7 protein-coding genes are annotated in these 26,110 nt (G+C 40.9%); 3 read left to right on the forward strand and 4 right to left on the reverse strand.

Annotated features, from left to right (window positions below):
- Positions 1-425 precede the first annotated feature (425 nt).
- From ELX58_RS03095 to ELX58_RS03105, 3 genes are all read left to right on the forward strand, one after another.
- Positions 426-1,961, forward strand: a complete 1,536-nt coding sequence (locus ELX58_RS03095; RefSeq protein ID WP_133441701.1) for a bifunctional metallophosphatase/5'-nucleotidase — start codon at positions 426-428, stop codon at positions 1,959-1,961.
- Positions 1,962-2,134: 173 nt separating this feature from the next.
- Positions 2,135-3,931, forward strand: a complete 1,797-nt coding sequence (locus tag ELX58_RS03100) for an ABC transporter substrate-binding protein (RefSeq protein WP_133441702.1) — start codon at positions 2,135-2,137, stop codon at positions 3,929-3,931.
- 584 nt (positions 3,932-4,515) lie between these two features.
- Positions 4,516-6,309 (forward strand): ABC transporter substrate-binding protein, encoded by a 1,794-nt coding sequence (locus tag ELX58_RS03105; RefSeq protein ID WP_133441703.1) that lies wholly within the window; start codon positions 4,516-4,518, stop codon positions 6,307-6,309.
- A 106-nt stretch (positions 6,310-6,415) separates the two neighbouring features.
- Here the strand turns inward: ELX58_RS03105 and ELX58_RS03110 are convergent, their stop codons facing one another.
- The 4 genes from ELX58_RS03110 to ELX58_RS03125 all read right to left on the reverse strand — a co-directional run bounded on the left by ELX58_RS03110 (position 6,416) and on the right by ELX58_RS03125 (position 26,108).
- Positions 6,416-7,390, reverse strand: a complete 975-nt coding sequence (locus tag ELX58_RS03110; protein ID WP_133441704.1) for a type I phosphomannose isomerase catalytic subunit — start codon at positions 7,388-7,390, stop codon at positions 6,416-6,418.
- 241 nt (positions 7,391-7,631) lie between these two features.
- Positions 7,632-9,434 (reverse strand): pyruvate oxidase, encoded by a 1,803-nt coding sequence (gene spxB, locus ELX58_RS03115; protein WP_133441705.1) that lies wholly within the window; start codon positions 9,432-9,434, stop codon positions 7,632-7,634.
- Between the two features lie 315 nt (positions 9,435-9,749).
- Positions 9,750-13,157: a hypothetical protein gene (locus tag ELX58_RS07995; RefSeq protein ID WP_217423164.1), complete on the reverse strand. Its 3,408-nt coding sequence runs from the start codon at positions 13,155-13,157 to the stop codon at positions 9,750-9,752.
- Positions 13,158-13,400: 243 nt separating this feature from the next.
- Positions 13,401-26,108 (reverse strand): mucin-binding protein, encoded by a 12,708-nt coding sequence (locus ELX58_RS03125; RefSeq protein WP_133441706.1) that lies wholly within the window; start codon positions 26,106-26,108, stop codon positions 13,401-13,403.
- Positions 26,109-26,110 lie beyond the last annotated feature (2 nt).

The following is a 26,110-nucleotide window of genomic DNA, read 5'->3' on the forward strand; positions in this document are numbered from 1 at the left end:
ATACCATTCTACTTTCAAGAACACCTTGTGATGTTCCCCTCGATAACGTTGTCTAAATAAAACGTGTGCCATGGTAATGGTGGCCGACCCATTATTATCTCGACTCAGTGTTTCGATAATACCAATCACAAGCCATTTCATTAACTAAGAATCAATTCACTCTCATCAAAACATGAACTCGCTGATTCATCTTAATTAATTACTTACTTGCTCAAATTGTTTCAATAAATAATTGCTATTTATCTCTCAATGCAATTCTTATAATAAACAATTATCAGCAAATGTCAACCTGATATGAAATAAATTTAATATATTTTTGAAAAATAGCCCCAACAATGTTTCTAATCCTTTTGATACAAAGCTTCTATAATTAAAATTCGGTATAATAATGTCGTGATATAAATTAACGGAATCGAGGGAAATTCATGAAATTACATTTATTATTAACCAGTGATATTCACGGGTATTTGGCACCCACAAATTACATTCACCAAACCTTTAATGAGCCATTCAGCTTAGAACGAGCTGCGACTTATATTAAGCAGCAGCAAACTAAAGATCAGTACACGTTAACATTTGATGACGGTGACTATCTAGAAGGTTCACCATTAGCCGCAAATGCAGCTAATCAATATAACGCACCAAAGCCAATTGACCAGGCTTTTAATGCGATTCGCTACGACTATGGAATCGTTGGTAATCACGAATTTAACTTTGGAATTCAGTATCTTAAAAATTCAATTAGAGAGTCTAAGCGTCAGTTCCTATGTGCCAACATTACCGATGAAAATGATAATTTAGTCTTCGGTAAACCATACGCCATCAAGCAGGTTGGCCCGGTTAAAGTGGGTATCTTAGGTGCCACTACGGCTGGAACTCCCAAGTGGGAATTACCAGCTCACATCAAAGGCTTAAAGTTTCATTCACTGGTGGCAACCGCCAAGAAGTACGTCCCGATCATGCGCAAACAGGCTGACGTAATCGTCGTGGTATATCACGGTGGCTTTGAACGTGATCATAATGGCAAGCCGACCGAGATCCTGGACGGTGAAAACGAAGGGTACCAACTTCTAAAAGAAGTTCCGGGCATCGACGCGTTATTAACGGGCCATCAGCACCGGGTCATTAAGGATCATTTGTTCGGTGTCCCCGTTATGCAGGTTGGCTGCAAAGGCCAGTACGTTGGTAACATTACGTTAGATATCCAAAATCAAAAAGTCGTTAAGAGCAACGTTCACCTGGAACCAATGAAGGGCGTTAAACCCGATCCAGCCTTAACGAAAGTCGTTAAACCGGCTGAAGTCGCGACGGATAATTGGCTTAATCAACCATTAGCCAAAGTACAAGGTAACATGGACTTTAAAGATCCGCACCAAGCCAGAATTAATGGTTGTGCTTACGACCGCTTCATTCAGAAGATGCAGATCCAGTTAACCCACGCTGATATTTCAGCTAACGCCCTCTTTACCGATGATAGTCACGGCTTTCCAAGCCCGGTTACGATCCGTGACATCATGGTGAACTACGTCTACCCGAATAAGCTATGCTTATCGGTTATTAACGGTAAAATTCTGAAAGAGGCCGTTGAACAAAGCGCTAAGTACTTTGACTACCATGATGGCAAGATCGTGGTCAGCAAGGCCTTCAGTGAACCACAACCACTGCAATATTTATATGATTTGTACTACGGCTTTGATTACGTAATCAATGTTGCCAAGCCAATTGGTCACCGAGTTACCAAATTGACCTACCATGGCAAGCCAGTTCGTCCCGATCAGCAGTTTAAGATGACGATGAATAATTACCGTGCCGTCGGTGGTGGCTTCCCGATGTTCAATAAGCACCAGATCAAGTGGATCTCTAAGAAAGGGATGCCACAAATTATTGCGGAATATCTAAAGGAGCATCCGGTAATTAAGGCAGATTCGACTCATAATATGAAAGTAATCTATCAGCCTTAACCCGTATTTTTATGATGCAATAATGATGAACTTAGTGGATTATTATATAAATTTTATTCACTTTTTACTCAATTCGACCCAATCTAACTTCCGTTCATGATATAATTGGACCGAGCTTTCGTCATTCAAATCAGGATTTGACGAATGAGAATTATTAAATGAGGTGACAACTTATGAAAAAGCATACCAAATGGCTAACGCTTGGTACTATTCTGCTAGCCTCAATGACGGGCTTAGCTGCTTGTTCCAACAATAAGCAGTCAAGCATGCCAAATAAGCACGTCCATCTGTCACAGAATTACAGTGTCTCGAGCAAAGCCACGAAAGCTGGTAACGACAGCACCTTGAAGATTGCTAACATCAGTAAAGGGCCCGTAACTCAGCCTGCTGCACCAACGTTAGAAACCACCCAGGAAGGTAACAACATGTATAAGCCCGGTGGCTTCGGTATCATGTTCAATCAGAACAAGGACTACCACATTATTAACGGTGGCCTTGCCAATCTGAAGCTGAATCGTGCCAACAATACCGCAACCGTTACCTTGCGCAAGAACGCCAAATGGTCCAACGGGATGAAGGTTACCGCTAAAGATGTTGAATATCCGTACGAAATCATTGCGAATAAGCACAGTAAATCCAATCAATTTAGTACTGATATGAACGACATTAAAGGGATGGCTGCTTACCACAACGGCAAAGCCAAGAAGATCTCCGGGATTACCTTCCCAGATGGTCCTAAAGGCCGCAAGACCGTAATTCACTTCAACCACTTAATGCCGGCCCTGAAGTACAACGGTAACAGTACCATGTGGAACGGGGTTGAACCTTACGAATACTTAAAGAACGTGCCGATCAACAAATTAGCATCGTCCAGTAAGGTCCGTAAGCACCCGATCTTCGTTGGCCCATACAAATTAAACAAACAGGTTCAAGGTAACATGACCAGCTGGGTACCGAATAAGTACTACTACGGCAAGAAGCCACAAGTTAAGCACATTGATATTCAGGTTGAATCACCTGCTAACATCGCCGAAGCCATGAAGCATAAGAAGTACGACTTCGCCTTTGGTTCCCCGGTATATCAGTACCCACGAATGAAGAAGTTAAGCGACTACACTGAAGTTGGCTTACCTAAATTAGGTTACAACGTCTTTGGTTTCAACGTTGGCAAGACCGATAAAAACGGCAACGCCGTCATGAATTCACACGCCAAGATGGCTAACCGAAGCTTACGTCGTGCCATGATGTACGCATTAAACCTGAACTTAGTTGCCAAAAAGTACGGCAGTGGTTTAACTTACCGTGCCAATACCTTAATTCCACCGGCATACCGTGATTTCCACAGTTCTTACAGTGTTAACCCCGGTTTCCCTCACAACATGAACAAAGCTAAGCAGTTACTTAAGAACGCCGGCTACAAGAAGCGTAACGGCAGTAAGTTCGTTTCTCAGCCGAACGGTAAGAAATTAGTCGTTCGTTACGAATCACCAACCGGTTCATCCCAGGACGACACCTTAGATAACTACTTCGTTCAGCAGTGGCGTCGCTTAGGCATCGATGCCAAATTCACCGAAGGCAAACCGATTGACCAGAATAGCTTAATTGCAACGTTGTTACGTCATAAGCAAACGTCCGTTGACGTTTACCGAATCTACTTCGGTATGAACCCTGAACCAACCCCAACTGGTTTCTTCAGCCGTCAGTCATCATTCAACTTAAGTCACTTTGTAACCAAGAAGAACACTAAACTCCTGAACGAAATGAACGATTCTGCATCGTTCAGTAAAGCCCACCGAGCTAAGGTCTTCAAAGAATGGCAGAAGTACATGAATAAGGAAGCCGTTTACGTTCCTGAATTCTATACCCCAGACTGGACCGCCGTTAACCACCGTGTTAAGGGCTTCAGTATGTCCCCAGCCGACAATAACCTATGGAGTAACTTAAGCTTAACGTCAAGCAAGATTAAGTAATTAAATTCATAATCATTTTTAAAGATCTTTAGAAATCACTTTTAAAGATCTTTTTATTTTCAATGATTATTCCTGTTTAAGAACATTATGTATAATTAAATAAATAATTATTCAAATTAACTTGACATTATCTAAAAATTAGTTAATATAGTAAACGTAAAGTTGATTAAGTCGAAAGAAGGTAAGTTTGATGATACTAAATAGTTCTGAAATGCGAACAATCTCTATCAATTCGCAAGTCGTCATGGTCAGTGTGGTAGTCGTCTTAGACTTATTAGTCTTATTAGTCTTATCACTCTGACTGTGTGAACGTTTGAGAGCTATTTAGTTCTGTTAAATAAGTGTTCACATGGTAATAAACAACTAAACCGTGTGGATGCTTGAATCCTTCATCATCAGTATGTAATTCAAAACCATTCATCATATTTAACATTCATAAATCCTCACGGTTTAGATAATTACCACTAAGCCGTGAGGATTTTTTCGTTACTTCAAAAGAGATGATGTAATTATTGTCCAGGTCGATTTAGAAATTTTTGAATGTTGATGTTGTTGATGAAGATTAATGATGAGGTGAACAAAGTATGAAACGACATAATATTAAATGGTTAACGTTAGGAACAATGATTTTGGCATCGATGTCAGGCTTAGCCGCCTGTTCCAACAACGCGAGTAAAACTAATAAGCACGTTCATTTATCACAGACCTACACTGCACCTGGCAAAGCCACTAAAGCAGGCAACAAGAGTACTTTAAGGATTGCTAACATCAGCAGTTCCCCATTCTCAGGAGTTGCTTCACCAGCTTTACAAACGACTGCTCAAGATGTTGATATGTTCCAGCCCGGTGGTGCCGGTGCCCTATTCAACCAGAATAAGCATTACCAAATCATCAAAGGCGGTTTAGCTAGCTTAAAGCTAAACAAAAAGAACAATACCGCGACCGTTACTTTACGTAAAGGCGCTAAGTGGTCCAACGGCATGAAGATCACCGCAAAAGATGTTGAATATCCATACGAAATCATCGCTAACAAGAAGAGTAAGTCCCAGCAATATAGTACTGATATGAACGACATTAAAGGAATGGCCGCATACCATGCTGGTAAAACCAACAAGATTTCCGGGATTACTTTCCCAGACGGTCCAAAAGGCCGTAAGACATTATTCCACTTTAACCGTTTGATCCCAGCCTTAAAGTACAACGGCAACAGTACCATGTGGGACAGCGTTGAACCTTACGAATACCTAAAGAACATCCCGCTCGATCAAATTCAGTCCTCCAGCAAAGCCCGTAAGCACCCGATCTTCACCGGTCCATACCGCTTAAAGAAAGAAGTTCAGGGTGAATCCACCAACTGGGAACCGAACCCGTACTACTGGGGTAAGAAGCCTCACATTAAGCACATCAACATTCAAATCGTATCACCAAGTAACTTGTCAGCTGCTTTAAAGGCCAAGAAGTATGACTTCGCTTTTGGCTCACCGGCAACTCAATACCCACGCATCAAATCCTTAAAGGACTACAGCGAAGTTGGGACGCCTGAATTAGGCTATAGCGTAATTGGTTTTGACCTTGGTCACCTTAATAAATCTGGCACCAGCGTAATGGATCCAAAGTCTGAAATGGCTAATCCAAACCTACGCAAAGCTATGCTGTACTCATTAAACCTGAACGAAATCGCTAAGAAGTTTGGTCATGGCCTTTCATACCGTGCCAACACTTTGATCCCACCGATTTACGGTAAGTACCATGCTTCTTACAAGTCTCAGCCAGGTTTCCCATACAACATGAAGAAAGCTCGTAAGCTACTAAAGGATACTGGTTACAAGAAACGTAACGGCAGTAAGTACTTATCACAGCCTAATGGTAAGAAGTTAATCATTCATTATGGTGCACCTCAGGGTTCCGCTGAAGATGATGCTCAGGATAACTACTTCTTACAGCAGTGGCGTAAGTTAGGCCTGGACGCTAAATTTACGAACGGTCGTCCATTAGAATTCAATAGCTTAGTTGCCACCCTACTGAAACCTAAGCAGAATTCCATTAACATTTACCGGATCGAATTTGGTTTAAACGCTGAACCAACCCCAATTGGTTTCTTCGGTGACCAGTCCAACTTCAACATGGGTCACTTCGTATCAAAGGAAAACAACAAGCTAATGGCTGAAATGAATAACAAGAAGTCATTCAAGATGCCATACCGTATCAAGATCTTTAAGAAGTGGCAAAGATACATGAACAAGCAAGCTGCTTACGCTCCAGAATTCTTTAACATCACCTGGACACCCGTTAACCATCGTTTAAAAGGCTACAGCTTATCACCTGCCGATAATTACCTATGGAGCAACTTGGAATTAACTGCTAAGTCACCTAAGTAATTCTAATCATTGCATATATCTCCTTAATTAAATAGACATCAAACGAAAAGGACCTCACCTGATTAAGTTCAGATGAGGTCCTTTTTGTGCATATAAAGAGCTTAACTCATAGTACTTTTGGTCCCGGTGTTGACATAATCGCCAGGATGTGATCACCAAAAATCTGCCAGTCCTTGGTGTTACCAGGGATTACTAAATGATCGCCGGCTTTAATTTGATAACGGGCGCCGTCGACCATAATCTGACCGTTGCCATGCAAGATCGACAAGACCGTAAATTTCCTGTTCGGTAAGTTAAAGTTACAGCGACCGTGATCAATCTTGATCTTACTAACGTTGAAATAAGCGGCCTGAACCAATCGAGTGACTTTACCGCCACCAACGGTTGCTGTAAGCGGCCGTAATTCAGGATAAACCGGCGGAACCTTAATCATATCGATCGATTTTTTAATGTCTAATCGGCGTGGCTTGCCAGTTGTTGGATCAATTCGATTAAAATCGTAGAACCGGTAAGTAGCATCGGAACTGTGCTGTGTTTCTAGAGCAACAATCCCCTTACCTAAGGCGTGGACCATCCCAAACGGAACGTAGATAAAGTCTCCGGCATGAACCGGAATCGTCCGTAATAGTGATTTCCACTGGCCGGTCTTGATCCAGTGAACCAACTGTGATTTAGAACGGGCATTATGACCATAAAATAGGCGAGCTCCCGGCTTCGCAGCGATGATGTACCAGCATTCATCCTTGCCTAAATCATGATCGTGTTTCTTAGCGTAAGCGTTGTCAGGATGAACCTGAACCGATAAGTTTTGGTGAGCATCCAGGATCTTGGTTAAGATTGGAAAACGCTGGGTAGTATCAACGTTACCGAAGATTTCCGGATGGGTATACCAAACTCGGGCTAACGTCTGGCCCTTAAATTTACCGTTGCGAACTCGGGTTAAGCCATGGGGATGGCCACTAACGCCCCAACATTCACCAGTATGGTTCGATGGGATTGGGTAATGATAGAGACGCTTTAAAGCATCCCCACCCCAAAGTTTTTCATGAAAAACTGGTTGCATAAATAAGGGTTCTGACATATGATCATTTCCTTAAAATTAATTAATCTACAGTAAGCGCTTTCATTACTATTAAAATCTAAACTAATTTAATATGTTCATTTCAACTCTAAATATAGTTATTTAGTCAGCATAAATTATGTTGATTTCGTGGCTCGCTTCTAGTTATTTCATAGGTCCGCGAGTAAACAAAAACGCCATTCGTTTTCGAATGGCGTGTCATAGATTTAGGAGAAGGATTCACATAAAAATGAAGTAAGTATTACTTATGAGCCTGCATAATGTCCGGCAGGGATTTTAGGTTCTCACCATGGTAGTAATTAAAGAACTGCTGTAACGGATAATGCTTCGTCTTGGTTTCACCACGACGGTAATTTGGCGAGACGGCTTCAGTGAATTTACCATTATCTAAATGAAGATTGAGGTCTTCAACCGGAATGGCCCGTTCGTCGACGACTTTGGCATCGATCAAGAACGGATGCCCAGCTTTCATCGTCCTAAGGGCCTGTTTCAAAGCATCCGGTACTTCCGATGGTTTGATTATAGTTACGGCATTAACGCCCATGCTCTTAGCAATACCGGCAAAGCTCTGACTCTGCAGATCAACACCGAATTTGTCCATCGGGGCATCCTGCTGTTCACTGGCGATGAAGCCTAAGTCTTCATTAGAGGTAACAATGTTCAAGACTGGTAAATCATACTTGTGGAGCGTTACCAGATCCTGCATCACCATTGACATGGCACCATCACCGGCTAAATTAATAACCTGATGTTTTGGATAGTCCAACTGGGCCGCAATGGCACACGGTAACCCGTAGCCCATCGTGGCAAATAATGCCGACAAACTCCACTTATGATGGTATAGATTTAAGTAACGGAGACTGTCAATCGTGTTGTTACCAGTATCAACGGCATAAATGGCACTCGGGTCAGCTAACTTGTTGATCCAGTAGTAAAGCTGCTGAGTGTGAAGATACTTGGTGTTCATCGTCTGAATATGATGTAAATACTGATTCCAATTCTGTTTATCAGCAACTAAGCTCTGGAAGTAATGTGACGTCTGGGCATCGTGACTAGCTCGAAGAGCTTTGGTTAAAAAGTCACCGGCATCCGACCAGATGCCAAGATCTAGTGAATGATGTTTGCCTAATTCGCTGCGATCATCATCGACTTGAACGTACTTGAACGGATGGGATGCATAATAAGTCCGTGAGAACGAGAAGTCACCACCGATCGCGATCACTAAATCGGCAGACGAGATGGCTTCGTCAGCGGGCTTATCAGCAACTCGGTTAGCGGAACCCAAGAAGCCCTCGTATTTTGGATTAATTAGGCCTTTGCCTAAGACATCAGCACAAACCGGGATCTGTAACTTCTTGGATAATCGAACGACTAAAGCACCGTTGTTCTTAATTCCGCGACCGATGTGCATCACCGGACGCTTAGCCTGTTTAACCAGTTTTAAGAATTGGAGGATCTCTTGATGGGTGGCTTTCGGTTCAGGCTGCTTCTTATCCATAACTTCAGGTGCACTGGTGTAATTCCCTTCCGGAATTTTAACGTAACCAAAGTTATTTGGAACCACGACGACCGAAACGCCCTGGTTCTTGTAAGCCTGTTTAACGGCTTCGTTAATCACGTGCGGTAAACTTTCGGGTGTCATCACGATCCGGTTGTACTTCGCGATGTTGGCGAACATCGGGGATTCCGGAAATTCCTGGAAGTAATCATAATTCATTAACATGTTTGGGACCTGACCAACGATTGCTAAGACCGGTGCATGATCCGCTTTGGCATCATACAAGCCGTTAACTAAGTTAGCGGCACCTGGACCAGCGGAGCCAAAGCAGACCCCAATCTTGCCGGTTAATTTGGCGTGAGCACTGGCTGCCAATGCGGCAACCTGTTCATGACGGACCTGAATGTATTTCATGTGATTCTTTTCTTGATCTAAAGCATGCATCAATGAATTTAAGGAGCCGGCTGGATAACCGAACATATCTTTAACCCCATACGATTCAAGTACCTTTAACGCGATAACGTACGCTTCATCTTTTTTAGCCATAATATAACCTCTTTAATATCAATTAATCAAACTATGACTCGGTAACACTAGGTTTTAAATAATCAGCATTATTAATTAATCACCATAGGAAATCGCCATGACGAAATGTGTAATTAAATGGGCCCTCACTTATGCAAGCGCTTACATTATATGCACGATCATGACTTTTCATATTTAATGATAAGCGCCTTAATTCGATAAGCAATCATTTAGATCGGCTAAGATTAATTTGTGCAATATGTAATTTGATTTTAAAACAAAAAGCCCACGCAATCCGTGTTGCGTGGGCGATATAATTTATCAAATTAATAAGTGTTATTTACGACGTTTTTTGAAGCCTAAGGCATGACCTAAGCCACCCAGGATCGCTAAGACCCCGGCGATGATGCTAGCCCAGATCGACGTGTGATTTATGGATTCGTTCGGATTCGGTTTGTTAACCTGGTGCGATTGGATAAAGTCAGTCTTATAACTTCTTGAATGTGCATCATCATCATTCATGGATGACCCCGGTTGAGCATTAAGTTTAACAGATCCGGAATTATGGTTGGCATCCCCAGCTACATCAGGCTTAGCCTGTTGGCGAGTTTGATTGGAATTGATCATCTTACCAGCATAATGTGTCGGTTTAGCAGATTTAGTTGAATCAGCAATCGCCTCAGTGTGATCAACATTCGGCTGGTTGGCATTGATTGAATGATTAGTCTTATGATGAGTTACTTGAGCAGAACCATCTAAATCCGAATTGGTGGATGAACTTTGACTAAAATCAGATGCCACTTCAGTACTTTCCGGCGTCACAACGTTCTGATCTTCATGATTTGAATTCGAGGTTTGCTGAGTAGCACTCGTATTAGCGGCAATGGATGCCGAAACACTAGCAGCTACACTGGCTGCAGTTGAGGCGCTAAGAGAAGCCGAAGTGGAAGCACTAGTACTTGCTGACAACGATGCTGAAGTTGACGCACTTAACGAATTACTAGTGGATTCCCTTGCACTCTTTGCGGCATTAGAACTTGCCGTGGCCGCGGCTGAACTTGCGGCTTTAGACTCACTCGCACTTTTGGCTGCGGCAGAGGCACTAGCTCTACTCTGACTAGCTGATGCGGATGCACTGGCACTCTTACTAGCTGCAGCCTTAGAAGCACTGGCGCTTTGACTAGCAATACTATTAGACATTGATGCTGATTGACTTGCTGATGTTGATGAAGAGGCACTTGCTGAATTAGAGCTTGCAATCGATGCCGAAGTGGAAGCACTTATACTATTAGCTGTTGATATCGATTGACTAGTCGAAGTACTTGCCGATAGCGATGCACTGGTGCTTTGTGATGCTGATACTGATGCGCTAATACTCTGACTTTGAGCAGTCGATGCACTCAGACTTGCTGAAGTGGATGCCGCGATACTAGCTGATGTGCTTAATGATGCAGATGTCGAAGCACTTAAAGAGTTACTAGTCGATTCACTTGCACTCTTGGCTGCTTTAGACGCACTCTCGCTCTGACTGGCCGCCGCGGATGCACTAGCACTTTTTGCAGCACTGGCACTTGCACTAGCAGCCTTGGATGCATTTGCTTCACTTGTGCTCTTTGAAGCACTAGCTGAAGCTGAGATCGCTGCAGAGGTTGAAGCACTTTGACTGGCACTAATACTATTGGCTGTTGATATGGAATTACTAGTCGAAGTACTGGCGGATAATGAAGCAGAGGTCGAGGCACTTAATGAGGCACTAGTACTTTGACTCGCAGAAGTGGATGCAGACAAACTAGCAGATGTACTGGCGGATAGCGAAGCGCTCGTACTTTGAGATGCCGATTCACTAGCGGCGGTACTAATTGATGCCGAGGTCGATGCGCTAGCACGCTGACTTTGCGCGGTTGATGCGCTTAAACTTGCTGAAGTGGATGCACTTAAAGAAGCCGATGTGGATGCACTTTGACTAGCACTAATACTATTAGCCGTTGACACAGAATTACTAGTTGAAGTACTGGCGGATAATGAAGCACTTGTGCTTGCTGACGTTGATGCACTAACTGAAGCAGCAGTACTTGCCGATAACGAAGCACTCGTACTTTGAGATGCACTTGTGGATGTGCTAGCACTTTGACTCGCAGAAGTCGATGCAGACAAACTAGCGGATGTACTGGCGGATAGTGAAGCGCTTGTACTTAGGGACGCTGATGTCGAGGCACTAAGACTTGCCGAGGTTGATGCGCTTAAAGATGCACTCGTGGATTCACTAGCACTTTTTGCAGCACTGGCACTTTGACTGGCTGCTGCGGATGCATTGGCTTCACTTGTGCTCTTCGAAGCACTGTCAGATACCGCTTTTGAACTTGCAGCTGCAGAAGCACTTGCTGATGCAGCACTAGCACTGGATGCACTATTACTTTCAGCATTTGCACTATTCTGTAAACTTGTTAAGGTACTATTAGCTAAACTTAAATTGTAAGATTCACTATTATTAAATGTACCAATCATTGAAGCTGCAGAACTAATGATTTGCCGATCATAATTGGCTCGTTTAAGCTGGGTGGCTATATATTCATATTTTGCATACTTATTTAATAAAGTGCCATCTTTAGCATAATCATTGATCCAGTTTACCGTAGATCCAAGTGTACTATCTATACTTGTAGCATCTGACAATGCAGAAGAAGCCATATATCTAGGACCGCTGTCACCATGTTTATTCTTTTTTGTACTAATCGTTTTATTGGTTAACGAATTAATAATGTGATAATAACCAGCTAATGCAGAATTAGCAACGCTATTATTATACTGGGAAACAGCTTGACTAACAGCTCTTATACTACTCTGATACGCTTTATCAGATTGATTATCCATTAAAGCTGATGCATTAGCATTAACGTATTGATAATCATTAGCAGCCATTGATATTGCTGTATCACCCACGCTGCGCATTAAATTATTGGCACTTGTATTTAGCGATACGATATCTGAACTATTTGCACCGTTAGCATTATTTACATAGCCATCCATCGTTTGTCTAAAGTCAGAATACCCCGTTAAGCCAGTATTACTATAACTATTAAGGGCTGAGCTCAAACTATTAATATCTTTATAAGTATTATTAGACGATGACTTACCTTTATTATCGTTTTTATAGTTATTACCATTATTCTGTCTTGAAACTTTCGCTTTACTAAAAAGCTTGAAAAATTTCATTATTGATTGATGATTACCATTAGAGGTACTTAGGCTTTGAGTTGTCATCTGATTTGCATTAGATAACGAATTGGCATTTGATTTAGTCTCTGTCGATGAACTAATGGAATTTGAAGTTGCTTGCGATACCTTATTTACAGATGCCTTTGAAGCAGAACTAGATCCAGTTGAATTAGTGCTACGGCCACCCATTTTGTTCGCATGCTGCAAATGATACACTGGTGAATAATTATCACCGGTATTTTCTCCTGAATTTTGATTTGCAGTTAACGAACCCTTTTGACGATTAACGTTATTTTCAAGGGCATGATTATCGCCAGCTGATCCCTTAGGCTTATTATTCAGACTGGTTGTTCGAGCGCCATTACTTTGTCGATCGGCTTGAGCATGAGCCTTGGTATGCGACATCATTTTGGCGCCACCGAGCGTCATTAATAGCGTCATTGCCACGGTAAGCCCGTGTTTTTTAATTTTACGCAAAACTTTTTTACCTCTAACTTTCTTACCTTGATGCTGATTGTTATATGACATGATTAATTCGGCTTCCCTATTTTAATCTGCATCATTATGTCGTTATTTATACTTTATGTGTTGAAATCTTAATATATTCTAAATTTATTATAGCCCATAACTTAGTTAAAAAGTGTCAATTCTTACAAAAAGAAAGGGCCCTTAGAGTTTAAATTATAATTATACACGAATCACAAAAAATAAAAAGGTCCAATTCCAATTAAAATTGGAATCAGACCTTAGATTTGATTTAATTATTAAGATTTATTTGCGACGTTTCTTAAAGCCAAGCGCATGACCAAGTTCAGTCATGATCGCTGCTAAACCAGCAAAGACTGAAGCCCATACCGAAGTATGAACGATTGGTTCGTTAGTCTGCGGCAATTTCTTAGCTAGGCGAGCTCTTTCACGACTACCTAACTTTAACTGGCCAGAATGTTCAAGCATTTGTCGAGCTAAGCGTGGGTTATGCTGCACTGCATAAGCAAACCGTTGAGACGGTGTCAAGTTAGCAGTGTGGCCTCTTGACTGTCCCATTCGGCTTCCACTTAATTGACCCATTGAGCTTTCGGCACCCAATCTCAGCTGTTCTTCCTTGACGGCTTTGTAAACCTTAGAGTTATGAACGGCTAAGTAGTTCATGTCGTTGACCGATGCTCCCAGGGCAACGCGATGAAGAACGTCACGATAAAGTTGAGTATTAGTCGGTTGCTGAGTAAGCTGCTTAGCAATTCGGTTAGCCTTTTGGGCAACGTGGTTGTAGGTCGTCAGCTGTGTCTTTTGCAAGTGGGTCAATTGTTCTTTGATCCCTTGTAATTGAGCAACCTTACGATCATGCAATACCTTTGGATACTGCTTTGGATCAATCAGTTTAGCAGTCTTTAACTGATGTTTGTTCATGTGAACGGCATCGGTAGGCGTGACGCGATGATGAGCAATATCACGGTTAATCTTCTTAGAGCTTGGTGCCTTTGGGTTAGATGGTTTAGCTTTATTCGCCTTTCTAGAAGCACTCGAACTAACCTTCTTAGAAACTGATGATGGAGTACGTCCACTAGTTGAAGTGCTACTACTTGGGATTATCGGTGATGGATAAACATCAGGTGCGTAGTAAATATCATTAACGTAACTAGTTGCACTATGATTGCCATTGCAATAAGCATCCAAAGAGCTTGACGTTACGGACGGCACAGTACTATCTGCACTCACTTCATGGTAGCGAATGTCGTTAAAGATAATGCTAGACGGAACACTGATCGAACCGAATTGGCTACCTAACCAGCTACCATAGGAATGGACATGCGTAACCAGATCTTCACTATCAGCGCGGCTGTATGTGATGGTCCTGGTTGATGCTGAACTGAGTGCTGAACTAGTCCCGCTGATTAAGTAGTTGACCGTATCGGTAGCCGTAACAACGTCTGAACTTTGAGCACTTGGATCTTGAATATAATAGACATCCATCACGTATGACGCATGTGAATTATTTTCTGTAGAAGCCACAGCAAATGAACTGGTTGGGATATACCCACTATTAAGAGCTGAGCTAGTCGACCAATCATCGATGCTGAGACTGGTTGGCAAACTAAATCCATTTGCGACCCAACTACCGTAACTATCAAATTTCGAATAAGTATGATCAATATTTTCAGATTGACTCATTGAAATCGATAAGTCTTTTGTAGAAACTATTGAACGACTTAGATGGTCATTATTACTCTGAATTTCAATATAATTAATGGTTGCGGTTGCCGACGAAGTATTCCTTATATTAGACGTACTATCAGATGCATAATAAACGTTATTTGAATAACTAGTAGCCGACGAATTACCACTGTATGCCTGATCTAAACTAGATTGGCTTACGCTTGGCAACGTCACGTCAGCACTAACTTCGTGGTAATGATGTCCATATGAAGCAAGACTTGCTGGATGAGATACCGAAGCGAATTTACCATCAGTTGACCAACTACCGGTAGAATGAGCATTCGTCACTTCGTTCACACTATCCGATCGACGGTAAGTGACGGACGTGGTGGATGCCGACCGAAGTGCTGAAGTGGTTCCGCTAATTAAGTAATTAACGGTATCGGTAGCTGTAGTGATGTCGGAACTTGATATCCATGGATCTTGAACGTAGTAAACGTTCATTTCGTAATTAGCGGAAGTATTTGATGCCACGCTAAAGGAGCTAGTCGGAATATAGTCACCGCCATTAGCCACTCCATGCACGTTTGTCCAATCAGAAATACTCAGGCTAGTCGGTAAGCTAAAGCCACTAGCAACCCAGGATCCGTAACTATTAAAACTAGAGTTGTTTTCATCACTATCCTCGGATTGATACATGGTAACGGTACTTGATGCCGAAGATATAACTTTGGAATCACCAGTAAATGAATTCCAATTAATATTGCTTAATTCAACATAGTTAATCGTTGCAGTAGCACTCGAGGTATTAGTCTTATGGATAAAGGTGTCAGGCGCATAACTAACCACGTAAGTATGACTGCTATTTTCACCAGAGGTTAACTCACTTAAAGCTGAGCCCGTTGGATAAGTATCAAAGCCGGATTCAACACTTGCGACGTGCCAGCCGTCACTAAGTGAACTAGAAGCCGGTATATTGAAGCTTCCCTCTGATAGGCTCCAAGCACCTGACGAAGTGAATGAATGAGTATCAGGGTTATACAATCCTGGACGACTATAAGTAACGGTTTGAGTACTTGTGGAATTTGAATAATCATAACTACGACCGTCATTACTCTGGCCACTAAAGATGTACTCAATATTTCGACTTACTTTCGCCGTCTGGGATGACGCACTGTCCTGTGCATAATAAACATCTTCCGTGTATGAATAATTATTATTAGCCTTAATTGAATCTAACGAAGTTGGCAGATCAGAAGAAATCAGCTGTGATGATACAGCGTGGTATAACGGAACACTCGGACTCCCAGGTTCAGAAAAGCTGCTACCGTTCGTAATCGTCCACGCACCGTAGCTGTAAACACCACTACTATACTTATCTTGATACTGATCACGGCCATAAGTAATTGCAGAACGATAAGTACTAGCTACAGAAGAACTATGATTACCATCGCTCAAGTAACTAATCGTTATATTAGCGTGAGCGGTCAGTTCCCCATCACTTGAAAAGTCAATGGCAACATCAGAAGCATAGTAGATATCCTGACTTAAGCTAATCTTACCAGACTTACCACTACCGCTGATTGAATCACTTGCAACATTTGAATTAGCGGAACTATATGCGGAACTTAATTCATTGGAAGTAACGGTTGGCGTCAATCCAGCCACGTTTTGGGTTACCAAATGATAATGACCGCTACTATAACTCACATCAGAAGCCGCACTATCAGAATTAAAGACATTCGATGTCCAGTCCCCGTAACTATGGGTATGGGTTACAGCATCGTAGTCATCTAGACGACTAAACTGAATCGTATCGGTTGCCGAAGAACTAACTGATGTACTGCCGCCCTGAATGTAGTAATTAACCGTATTCGTGGCTTCGACCGAATCACTTAATGAACTTACGCTATCTTTTTGATAGTATACGTATTCATCAATCGTACTAGTCTTGTCCGCGATTAAGCTGTTCGATGCATAATCCGAGGTTTCTGGAATCATCTTAGAGCCGGTAATGTGGTAACCAAACACACTCGCCCTGCTCGGGGCTTTACTGAAGGCGCTAGTGGTTGACCATGAACCTAAGAGACTAACACTCGGATTATTGGAGTCTTGGGATCCCAATTGAGTATATTCAATTGAACCCATCGAAGCACTAGTAGCGACATCGGAACCATCGCTTGTCTGGTAATGAATAAATTCATTAACATAAGCACTGTTACTTACTCTCGTATAAGAATCACTAGCGTAATAAACCGCACTACTATAAGTAGCAACTCCGCTATTATCATCACTGGACGTTGCATTAGCGTTATGATTTACAGCATCATAAGCTGAAGTCAATGCGTCTGTTGCAGAGCCTCCGGAATCGATGGTGGATGCAGCAAATTCAGAAACATCTTTACCATCACTCTTTAAACTATAACTTGGCGTTACTCGGTGATAATACTTACCATTACTGGACAAGTATAAAGGTGCACTAATGGACGCAAAGTTAGCGGAACTTACGGCGCTCCAATTACCATATGAATGGATCCGATGATCAAGCGAACCAGCACTATAAGTATCGTAACTATCAGTACGCGTAAATCTCAGCGTATCAACTGAATCTGACTGAAGTGATTTACCACTATCGGGACCACCATTAATCAGATACTGAACGGTATTTTGAGCCGACACACAATCCGTTCCGTTAGATATTGAATCAGGTTCATAGTAAATCCAGTTATTGATCGTCGAACTAAATGCACTAGTATTGATAGCATTATTAGCTGGATTAGCAACGTTTGCTACACTAATACCGCTTGCACTTATTGATGATGGTGCTGAAGTCACCAAACTATTTCCGCTAGTAGCGGAATCACCATAACCAGAAGCATATACGTGCATTGATGATGAACTAAAGCTATTTGGTACATTACTAAAATGATCACCAGAAACTAAACTCCATGGGACAAAGCTATCGTTAGCACCGTTATTTTTATCGATATTATTAGTTCGAGTGTATAAAACCAAGCCATTCGACACGGAAGAACTCACGTCACTTCCGGCACCATTAATATAGTGAAAAACCTCGTTTACTTCAACACTCTGTGTTTCACTAGCGAATTGATCCTCCGTATAATTTACCCAATTAGTATAACTGTTCTTAGAACTGAATAAACTACCATACGCTGTAGTACCATCAATAACTCCCGCTGAAGAAATATTCATATCGATTACAGATAATTTATCGTTTGTCATAGAACTTCCCGAGACACTCCCGAAACTTCCGGCATCTGAATAGAACGGCGTAGCAGAAGTATTGCCATTCAATTTATAATCTTTATACGAATCTTGAATGATCGAACTAAATGCACTAGCACCTGATGCACTCCATGACGTCCAGCCAATATAACCAGATGGATTATTAGTATCGGTGCTACTGGATTGAGAATAATGTAACGTTTCTACAGAACTGGAAGTTGTAAGTAAACTACCATTACCATCATAGAAACGATAGTAAATGGTATCCGTTGCTGTCGTTGAGTTAACGGCAACGCTGTAGCTATCAGGAATGTAGTACAGATTCTGTGCAAAGCTGGTTTCGCTATTAGCTCTCAAAGATTTAGAAATATCAGCACCAGTAGCAATCGAACTATCATTCTTATAATGATGAACACCCAACACTGAAGAATCGTATGCATTATTACTAGCTAAGTGGTAACGAACACTTCCTGAACTAATGTAACTTAATGCCCACGTACTATTCCATGACCACGCAGAACTCGTGGTAGACCAGCCTCGAGCAACATAATAACTAGGATTATTAGCACTACTACTCCAACTTTCGGTTTGCGTATAATTTAATATGCTTTCAGCAGAGGAATTAACTGAACTAAAGGCTTCACTACCATTTGAATTTAAGAAATGATAATTAATAACGTCACCTGCACTAGCTTTATCAGAATAGCTGTTTGGGTAGTAAACGACTTTATAAGTATAATTATAAGCTTCACCAGTCATGATACTAAACTTATCAGAAGCACTACTGTAAGTAGACATGGTAGAGCCGCTACTTAATGTTCCATTATCATTAGGAGCCGGTGCTGAGAAACTTGCACCACTTGTTGAATTTAATTCTGAATCTAAATCAGCAGATGTTGAGCCAATATTAGGCAATGCAATGGATGAAAAGTCTGGATGCCACCCAGTTACAGTTGGTGAAACATCTGAGTTACTAATGCTCTGACCACTCAAACTCCATGCACCTTCAGATTCATCCGAATGAGTAACCGCATCTTCAGTATAGCTTTGAATATAAACTTCAGAACTATCAGATGCACCGGGTGCTACTGGCGATATAAAATTATAGTTAGCGTTCGATGCCATACTATAAGTAATCTTAGTGTCTACAGTTGCGAAACGTGTCTGACCAGAGATCAAGCTATGCGTCAAGTAAATATTATAGATTAAATGATGTTGGTCATAACTCGAAGTGGTCGAATTATAACTATCTTCATTTGCTTGATTGAATTTATAATCCAATGAATACGTCGAATTAGCAGCACTAGTGGTTATATTGACTTCACTAGAATTATTACCATAATTAGCGACATATCCTGAATCAATTCGATATCCTTTAGAATATAAGCTTTGTAAAGTAATCTGTGGATTATAAACCAATTCTCCAGCCGTATAACTACCGGAAGTACTATTAATATAGGAAGCTCCAGCTGATGAACTAGTGGTTGTATTCATACTTCCAAAACTACCGTTGTATGCAACTAACGAATCATTATCGCTAATGTCGCTCAATGATTTACCATTAAAGGCATCAATATAATGAACTTCAATATGACTTTTTGGCTGCAAGTAAATATAGACGTTCTGAGATCCATAAGTAAATTTAGTTGGAAGTTGATCACCATCATAAACACTACTATTTATCATCGGTATCCCGGTCACAGCAACGACCTGATAATTATCATTGATGTAATTCCTAGGGATATAACCAGTAGCATGAGTTAACGTCTTATAATAATTCAAAGTTGTTTCATCCGTGGAAGAGGCGTTTCCGTTTGTATTAAATTCTGTCCCTGGCATTGGGTTCGGAGCATATAACGACTTAGTATTTAAATCAACATTTGATTGTGACCCATTTCCACCGTCTAAGTTTTGATCATTAACTAAACGATAATGAATTTGAATTCCCGGTGCAGTAACGTAGATTGGGTCATTATTTCCTGAATCCCGATTAACGTTGATACTCTGGGAATTACTTTCAATCAGATTTGTCTTGGCGTTACTGTTATTTTGATCATAATATGATGATGCGTAAGAAAACTTATTGAATTCAGCATAGCTATCATCATTTACGGTACCAGGTAATTTATACCCGGCTGAAATCGACGTGCCACCAGATTTTACAGTATGTCCATCAATTTCACTAACGAAGGCGTTGTCCAATTCGGCATTATATTCAGAATTAGCTGACATAGAATTAGCACTACTACCGACGTTAACACCAATGTTACCAACGCTTGAATCACTTTGATCATAAGCATTACTGTAACCATGAGCTGAATAACTAGCATCACTTGTTGGAATCCCCGGTACATAAACGGCACTGCCTAATTGGGTAAGGTGTGTCTGACCGTTCAAATCTCGGCATACATAATAAGGTGTTACAGACGGGTTCCTTTGAAGAACGATAGTAATCACGGGAGTATAGCCAACTTCACCAACGGATTTTTTAATGACTCCGTTATTGGTTAAATTAACGGGCGTCCCAGAAATATACAAATTATGCTGATCATCATTTAGGTGATCTCGATCTGCTGAATAATCCTGATCACCAGTTCGGTAGACTCCTGGAATAACGTATACTTCATGATATCCTTCCTGCGTATAATCCCAGAACGGATTAGATGTCTTACCAGATTGATTATAATAAGTCTTATAAGCCGTATTACTAGGATCATTGGTATTTTTACCGTTAATAGCATCACTAACAGTATTACCAACCGGTCCATCAACCAAGAAATCATGCGCACCCTGCATAGCAACGCCTAATGACGTCCGTTTCGAAGAATTTATAGAATTATAATGGCTTACTGCATCAGCCTCCATACTAGATTGGGCTGACGTCGATGCCGATTCCGAATCAATTGGGTTACCATCGGTATCTTCATAACGAACGACCAACGGGAAGTCATACTTACCGGTAACGTTTGGATTACCCAGATCAACGGTTGACACATAAATGAAAGTATCGTTAACCGGTTGAATGGCGGATGGTGAATCAGTCCTGACAACGTAAACATCTACATTGTCACCATTCTGAAGCTGAGTTTCCAATTTCCAGGTTCCATCGGATTGTAACGTGGAAGTCCTTTCATCCGATATCCCCTTTAAAAACGAGGCAATATCAAATTCAGATTTGTTACCAGTTTTTGAACTATTATCCTGCACATCGTTAAATAACTGAGTGATAGCGTTACTACCGCTATTACCTTCACTAAACTGATAACCAGTATCTAAATCAACAAAGTGAATCGTGCTTTGGGCCTTAATCTGTTTATCAGCAAGGTACACGACCGCTTTTTCGTTCGTGGAATCTTTGCCATTATCATTATCAGTCAAGCTAGTTCCATCAGGCCAGATATTTAATTGAGGGTTACCAATTCCTAACGTCCACGTTGGACCCGTCATGCTATTAATTTCATGACCCTGATTTCTTTCAGTGTCTCTGACGGAATCTAAATAACTCTGTTCATAGCCGGAATCATATAGTAATTGATGAACTTGCTGAATTTTAGTTAAGCCTGGTTGAGCAAGATTCCAGTCAGCATTATATTCACTACTATTTGTAAGTAATGTCTGTGGCTGACCTTTAGAATCATCTAAATAAATGGTTCCGTCAGCATATGCCGTAAATAATTGACTTGGGTTACTACTCTCAGGCTGAGTAGTCGATGCATCATATATGGGGGTCGTGGCTATAGGCGTATCACTATTTGATCCATATCGTTTCAAATAAAATTTACCATCAATGTTATTATAATAAATCTCATCATTAGCAAAGCCTAAATTATCATAATAATTTGGGGTATTACGATTTGTCGGATCAAACGTAAATGTATTTGTAGTATATCCCGGATAAAATTGGTTATTATTAGCACCATTATTAGTGGGTGACGGAAATGCATTTCCACCAGGTGTAATGTTTTTTCCATCATCAGTCATGTAATTCTGGGAACCTAGGAACTGAACGGTGTACTTAACCGGCTGAGCATAGGCGTTCATGTCACCTAAATAGAAGTTAGCCCCGCTGCCGTCAGCACCATTCGTTACTTCCTGAGCTTGATAACTAGGCTTTGATGAATCAGACCTTAGGATATTATTATCATTACTAGCAATTGTATTAACAACATCAAATTGGATAGAGTTCCCATTGGATAACGTGTAATAGCCGTTTAAATCATCAATGTTATTACCATTACCATTTTGGGTGACAGAATCTTCTGAATTATGATACACACATAAGTTACCGTCTTGATCGGCTAAGACTGCGGCGTTCTGTGGATACCATGTAATATTACGATTATTTTTATAGGAAACGTTATATCCGGGTGTCCCAGAATCACCTACTTTAGGCGTTTCCGTCAAGACATCATTAGAAGCACCGTTAGCCAATCCTAAGTAAGTTACGGCACCTTGATGTGTTGATAATCCAATCGTAGGAGTGCCATCTGCAGAATATTTAACGGAATTAGGAATAACTTGAAGAAAACGCAATTCAACGTTGCCATGACCCTGACTATCTTCTCCGTTTGAATTACTGGATGTTTTAACGATCTGAACTACCCAATCATTCTGTGGTAAATTAGGATCTTCACCTTTAAAATGATCGATATTAACGTAGGGTAAACACTGAATAATGGTGCCCGACGGGACTAAACTATGAGCAATATCGTAGCTGGCGTTTTGCTGGGTAGTCTGAATATTATGGGCATTATGCTCAGAAATTTTATTATAATCCTGAGGGTTATCATAATTACGAGCATAATTTTCAGGATTGTTATTTAAATCATCATTATTACGGTCAATCCCATTACCATTATCTATCGTTGGATTTACAAAGTTAGTGTAATACGTATCAATATCAGTTTGATCACGCTTATCGGGGCCCCATAACCGATAGTTATAGAAAATATTGGGTGCCGTCGTTAAATCATTATACTGACCCTGTTTAACGGTGCCGTAATAAATAATCGGTACCATTTCCTGCTGAATATTTGCCGTCACTTTGGTGGGATCTGTTGGGGTCGGTACAATATGACCACTATTGATGTCGACCCATTCTTGCTTAGCACCGATCATGCTGTATCCAGTACCATTAATAAACTGTTGATCTCGTGTTAATCCATCCCATTGATTACCGGGTACCCCCTGGCCAGTAATGGTAGCCTGGTCTTTTAGATTACCTTCACTAATCAAGAAGTAGCCATTTAAAACGCTATTATTATTAGGTTCATAAAACTTATTATCAAAGTTTGTTCCATCTGTAGATTGATAAGTCGGTTCATCCTTAGCGGGGTCATAATAATTTAAGGCTCCCCGTGAGATCTGGAAATTATTATCTTTATTATACTGGGTGTTCCAGAAAGTAACCGTTGCTGGCGTATACAGACCAGTAGCTGATGAATCATAATTAGGGTTATTCGTGCTTTGATAATGATCATAATTAGCTAGTAATACCGGAGCCTGAATATTTTGGTTAACGGGTACTAACGGAATATCCACTTCAGTTGGATTATTGTATGTACCTTTTACACCATTTTTACCAAATACAGGTATTACCGTAGGCTTACCAATTCCTAATCCTTGTGGGACGTTAGCACTGTTAAACTGGCTCTGATTATTATAGATTACCGAATTGCCGTCAACACCGGCTAGTACACCGTTACTAAACGATACCTGATGACCTTGATCTGTATAATAATCATACGGATCTGCCGGTTGAGCAGGACTTTCATCATTATCCATTGGCTGAGCATTGACATAGTACTTATTAGTTCCATATGTATAAGCAATCTTAACAAAATAACGGTTTGCATACAGATTTAACCGACGGCTTTTATGATTTTCACGAGCACCGTACCAATAGTTACCGTGATCATTACTACCGTTCATAAAGTTATCGGTTCCCGTGTTACCCTGGCCTTCACCAAGAACGACGGTGCCTAATTCATCATTATCCGTGGCACCTTGTCCTAAACTAAAGTTAGGGTATAGTCCATAATTGGGATTGTAAAAATCATTCATAATTAAAGGATAAGGTTCACCATAATACCCAGAAACGTTGGTTGGAATGTTGATTGAACCATCCGAATTAGCGGGATTCGTGGAATCGATCCCTGTATTCAGATGAGTGTAATCGGTATCTAGCGTTGTCTTATCGTTACCGTCGACGTAGTAAAAACTAATCTGCGGATTAATGGTGGTTGATTTAATTGGCTTTTGAGAAATTATATGATTAGCTAACTGATAATTAAGTAGTACCTGATTCCCTGCTTTATCCGTAGCTGAAATCTTACCATCACTTGTCGCTTTTAAATTGTTAAACGTTTCTCCATCCGTCAAGGTAACGGAACCACCTTGCTTACCTTGAATAACGTAAGCGTACGGGCCCTTATTATTGCTATTGTTAAGGACAATCTCGGCATCAAAAGCATCCCCTTGATTAGTGCCGGTGCTTAAAACGTTACTCAAATTATCAAAAATGCTTTGTGCTTGCGTTACTAGTAATACGTCAGTCGAAACGATACTATTATTAATAGAATTACTGGAGTAGCTGGTAGCACTATTCTCTCGATCACGAGCAACATCGGAAGCTTCAGCATTACTAGCTGAAGTGGCAACCATACTATCTGATCCAGCATCATAAGAATTCAAATTATAAACGGAATTAGAGGAAGCTTCATCAATTGCTAAACTGCTGGTTTCATTAGAATAACTAACTGAATCTGAAGACGTTAGTGAACCCTTAGCACTTAATGAATTTACGGTTGAAGCAATCGAACCAATATTAGAAGAATCCTGCGTTACTTTAGCCCGGGCACTATTCATTGCGATTACTGCATTAGAAGAAGCCGCATTGGCCGAAGAAACCAAATTAGACGCATCGGTAGTGTGCATTGCGGTAATTTCATCATGCATAGATTTAATTTCAGTCTGTTTTTTTGAATTCATAACATACGCTGGAACGCATGAAGCCAAAAAGCTAGTTAAGTAACTTGCACTATCTATGTACATAGCATCGATGCTGTTCATGACGCTAAATGCGTTATTATTAACGCTATTTGCTGTTGATTGAGCCGACTTAATTAAAGACATCTGATCAGACAGCGATGTACTATTGAAAATGGCACTAGCATCTTTATTATCTGTACTGGCACTATTAACGTCATCATTTAATGAAATACTACTAGCTGTTGATGCTGAAGTGGCAGCATTCGATGCATTTATAGCATCATTAGTGATATTACTTACTTCATTACTTATGGACGTATCATTAGTACGTGCAATAGATGCCATACTATTAGCAATCGTTAAGTAGCTGTTGAGTTCACTGATTCCAGCAGAATAACTGTCGATGCTCATTGACAAATTACTTATGCTAGCACGAAATTCAGTTGCTGAAGTAATTAAGCCACTGATATTATTTTTAATCTGACCGATCGAGCCAGAATCGGTACTAGCGGTACGGCTATCGTTATTCGCACTACTTTCATCAGCCTTAGTGGAACTAGCATCAGCAGCAGCTGATGCTACAGAACCGAAAACTTGTGGGCTAGTCGGAGTTGAGTGTGTATTAGTACTATTCGAGGGCGTAGTTAACAGCTGCTCAGCACCGAATCCACGACTAATGTGCTGACTACCACTAGTAGAATCAGCTCTCTGATTACTACTAGAAATAGGACTAGAACTAACGTTAACATTACTAGAACCAATACTCTTACTACTAAGATTAGTACTGGAACTGGCGTTAACACTGGTAGAACTAGTACTAGTACCAGAATCAGCACCTAATCTCATCATACGCTGAGCAAGATATTTCGGTGAATAATTATTACCCTGTGGCAGCCGATGCTGTCTAGCAATCCGTTCAGCTCGAGCCGATCCATTATTGGTATTATCATTTGCACTTGCTTTTGTCCGTGTAGCTCCAGCACCACCAATGGCCATCAATAATGCCAGTGAGATCGTGACCCAATGTTTCTTAACTTTGTGGAGTACTTTTTTATCGTTTACTTTTTGAACTTTACGCTTGTTATACATGA

Origin of the sequence: Acetilactobacillus jinshanensis, from assembly GCF_004359375.1 — a bacterium.
GTDB lineage: Bacteria > Bacillota > Bacilli > Lactobacillales > Lactobacillaceae > Acetilactobacillus > Acetilactobacillus jinshanensis.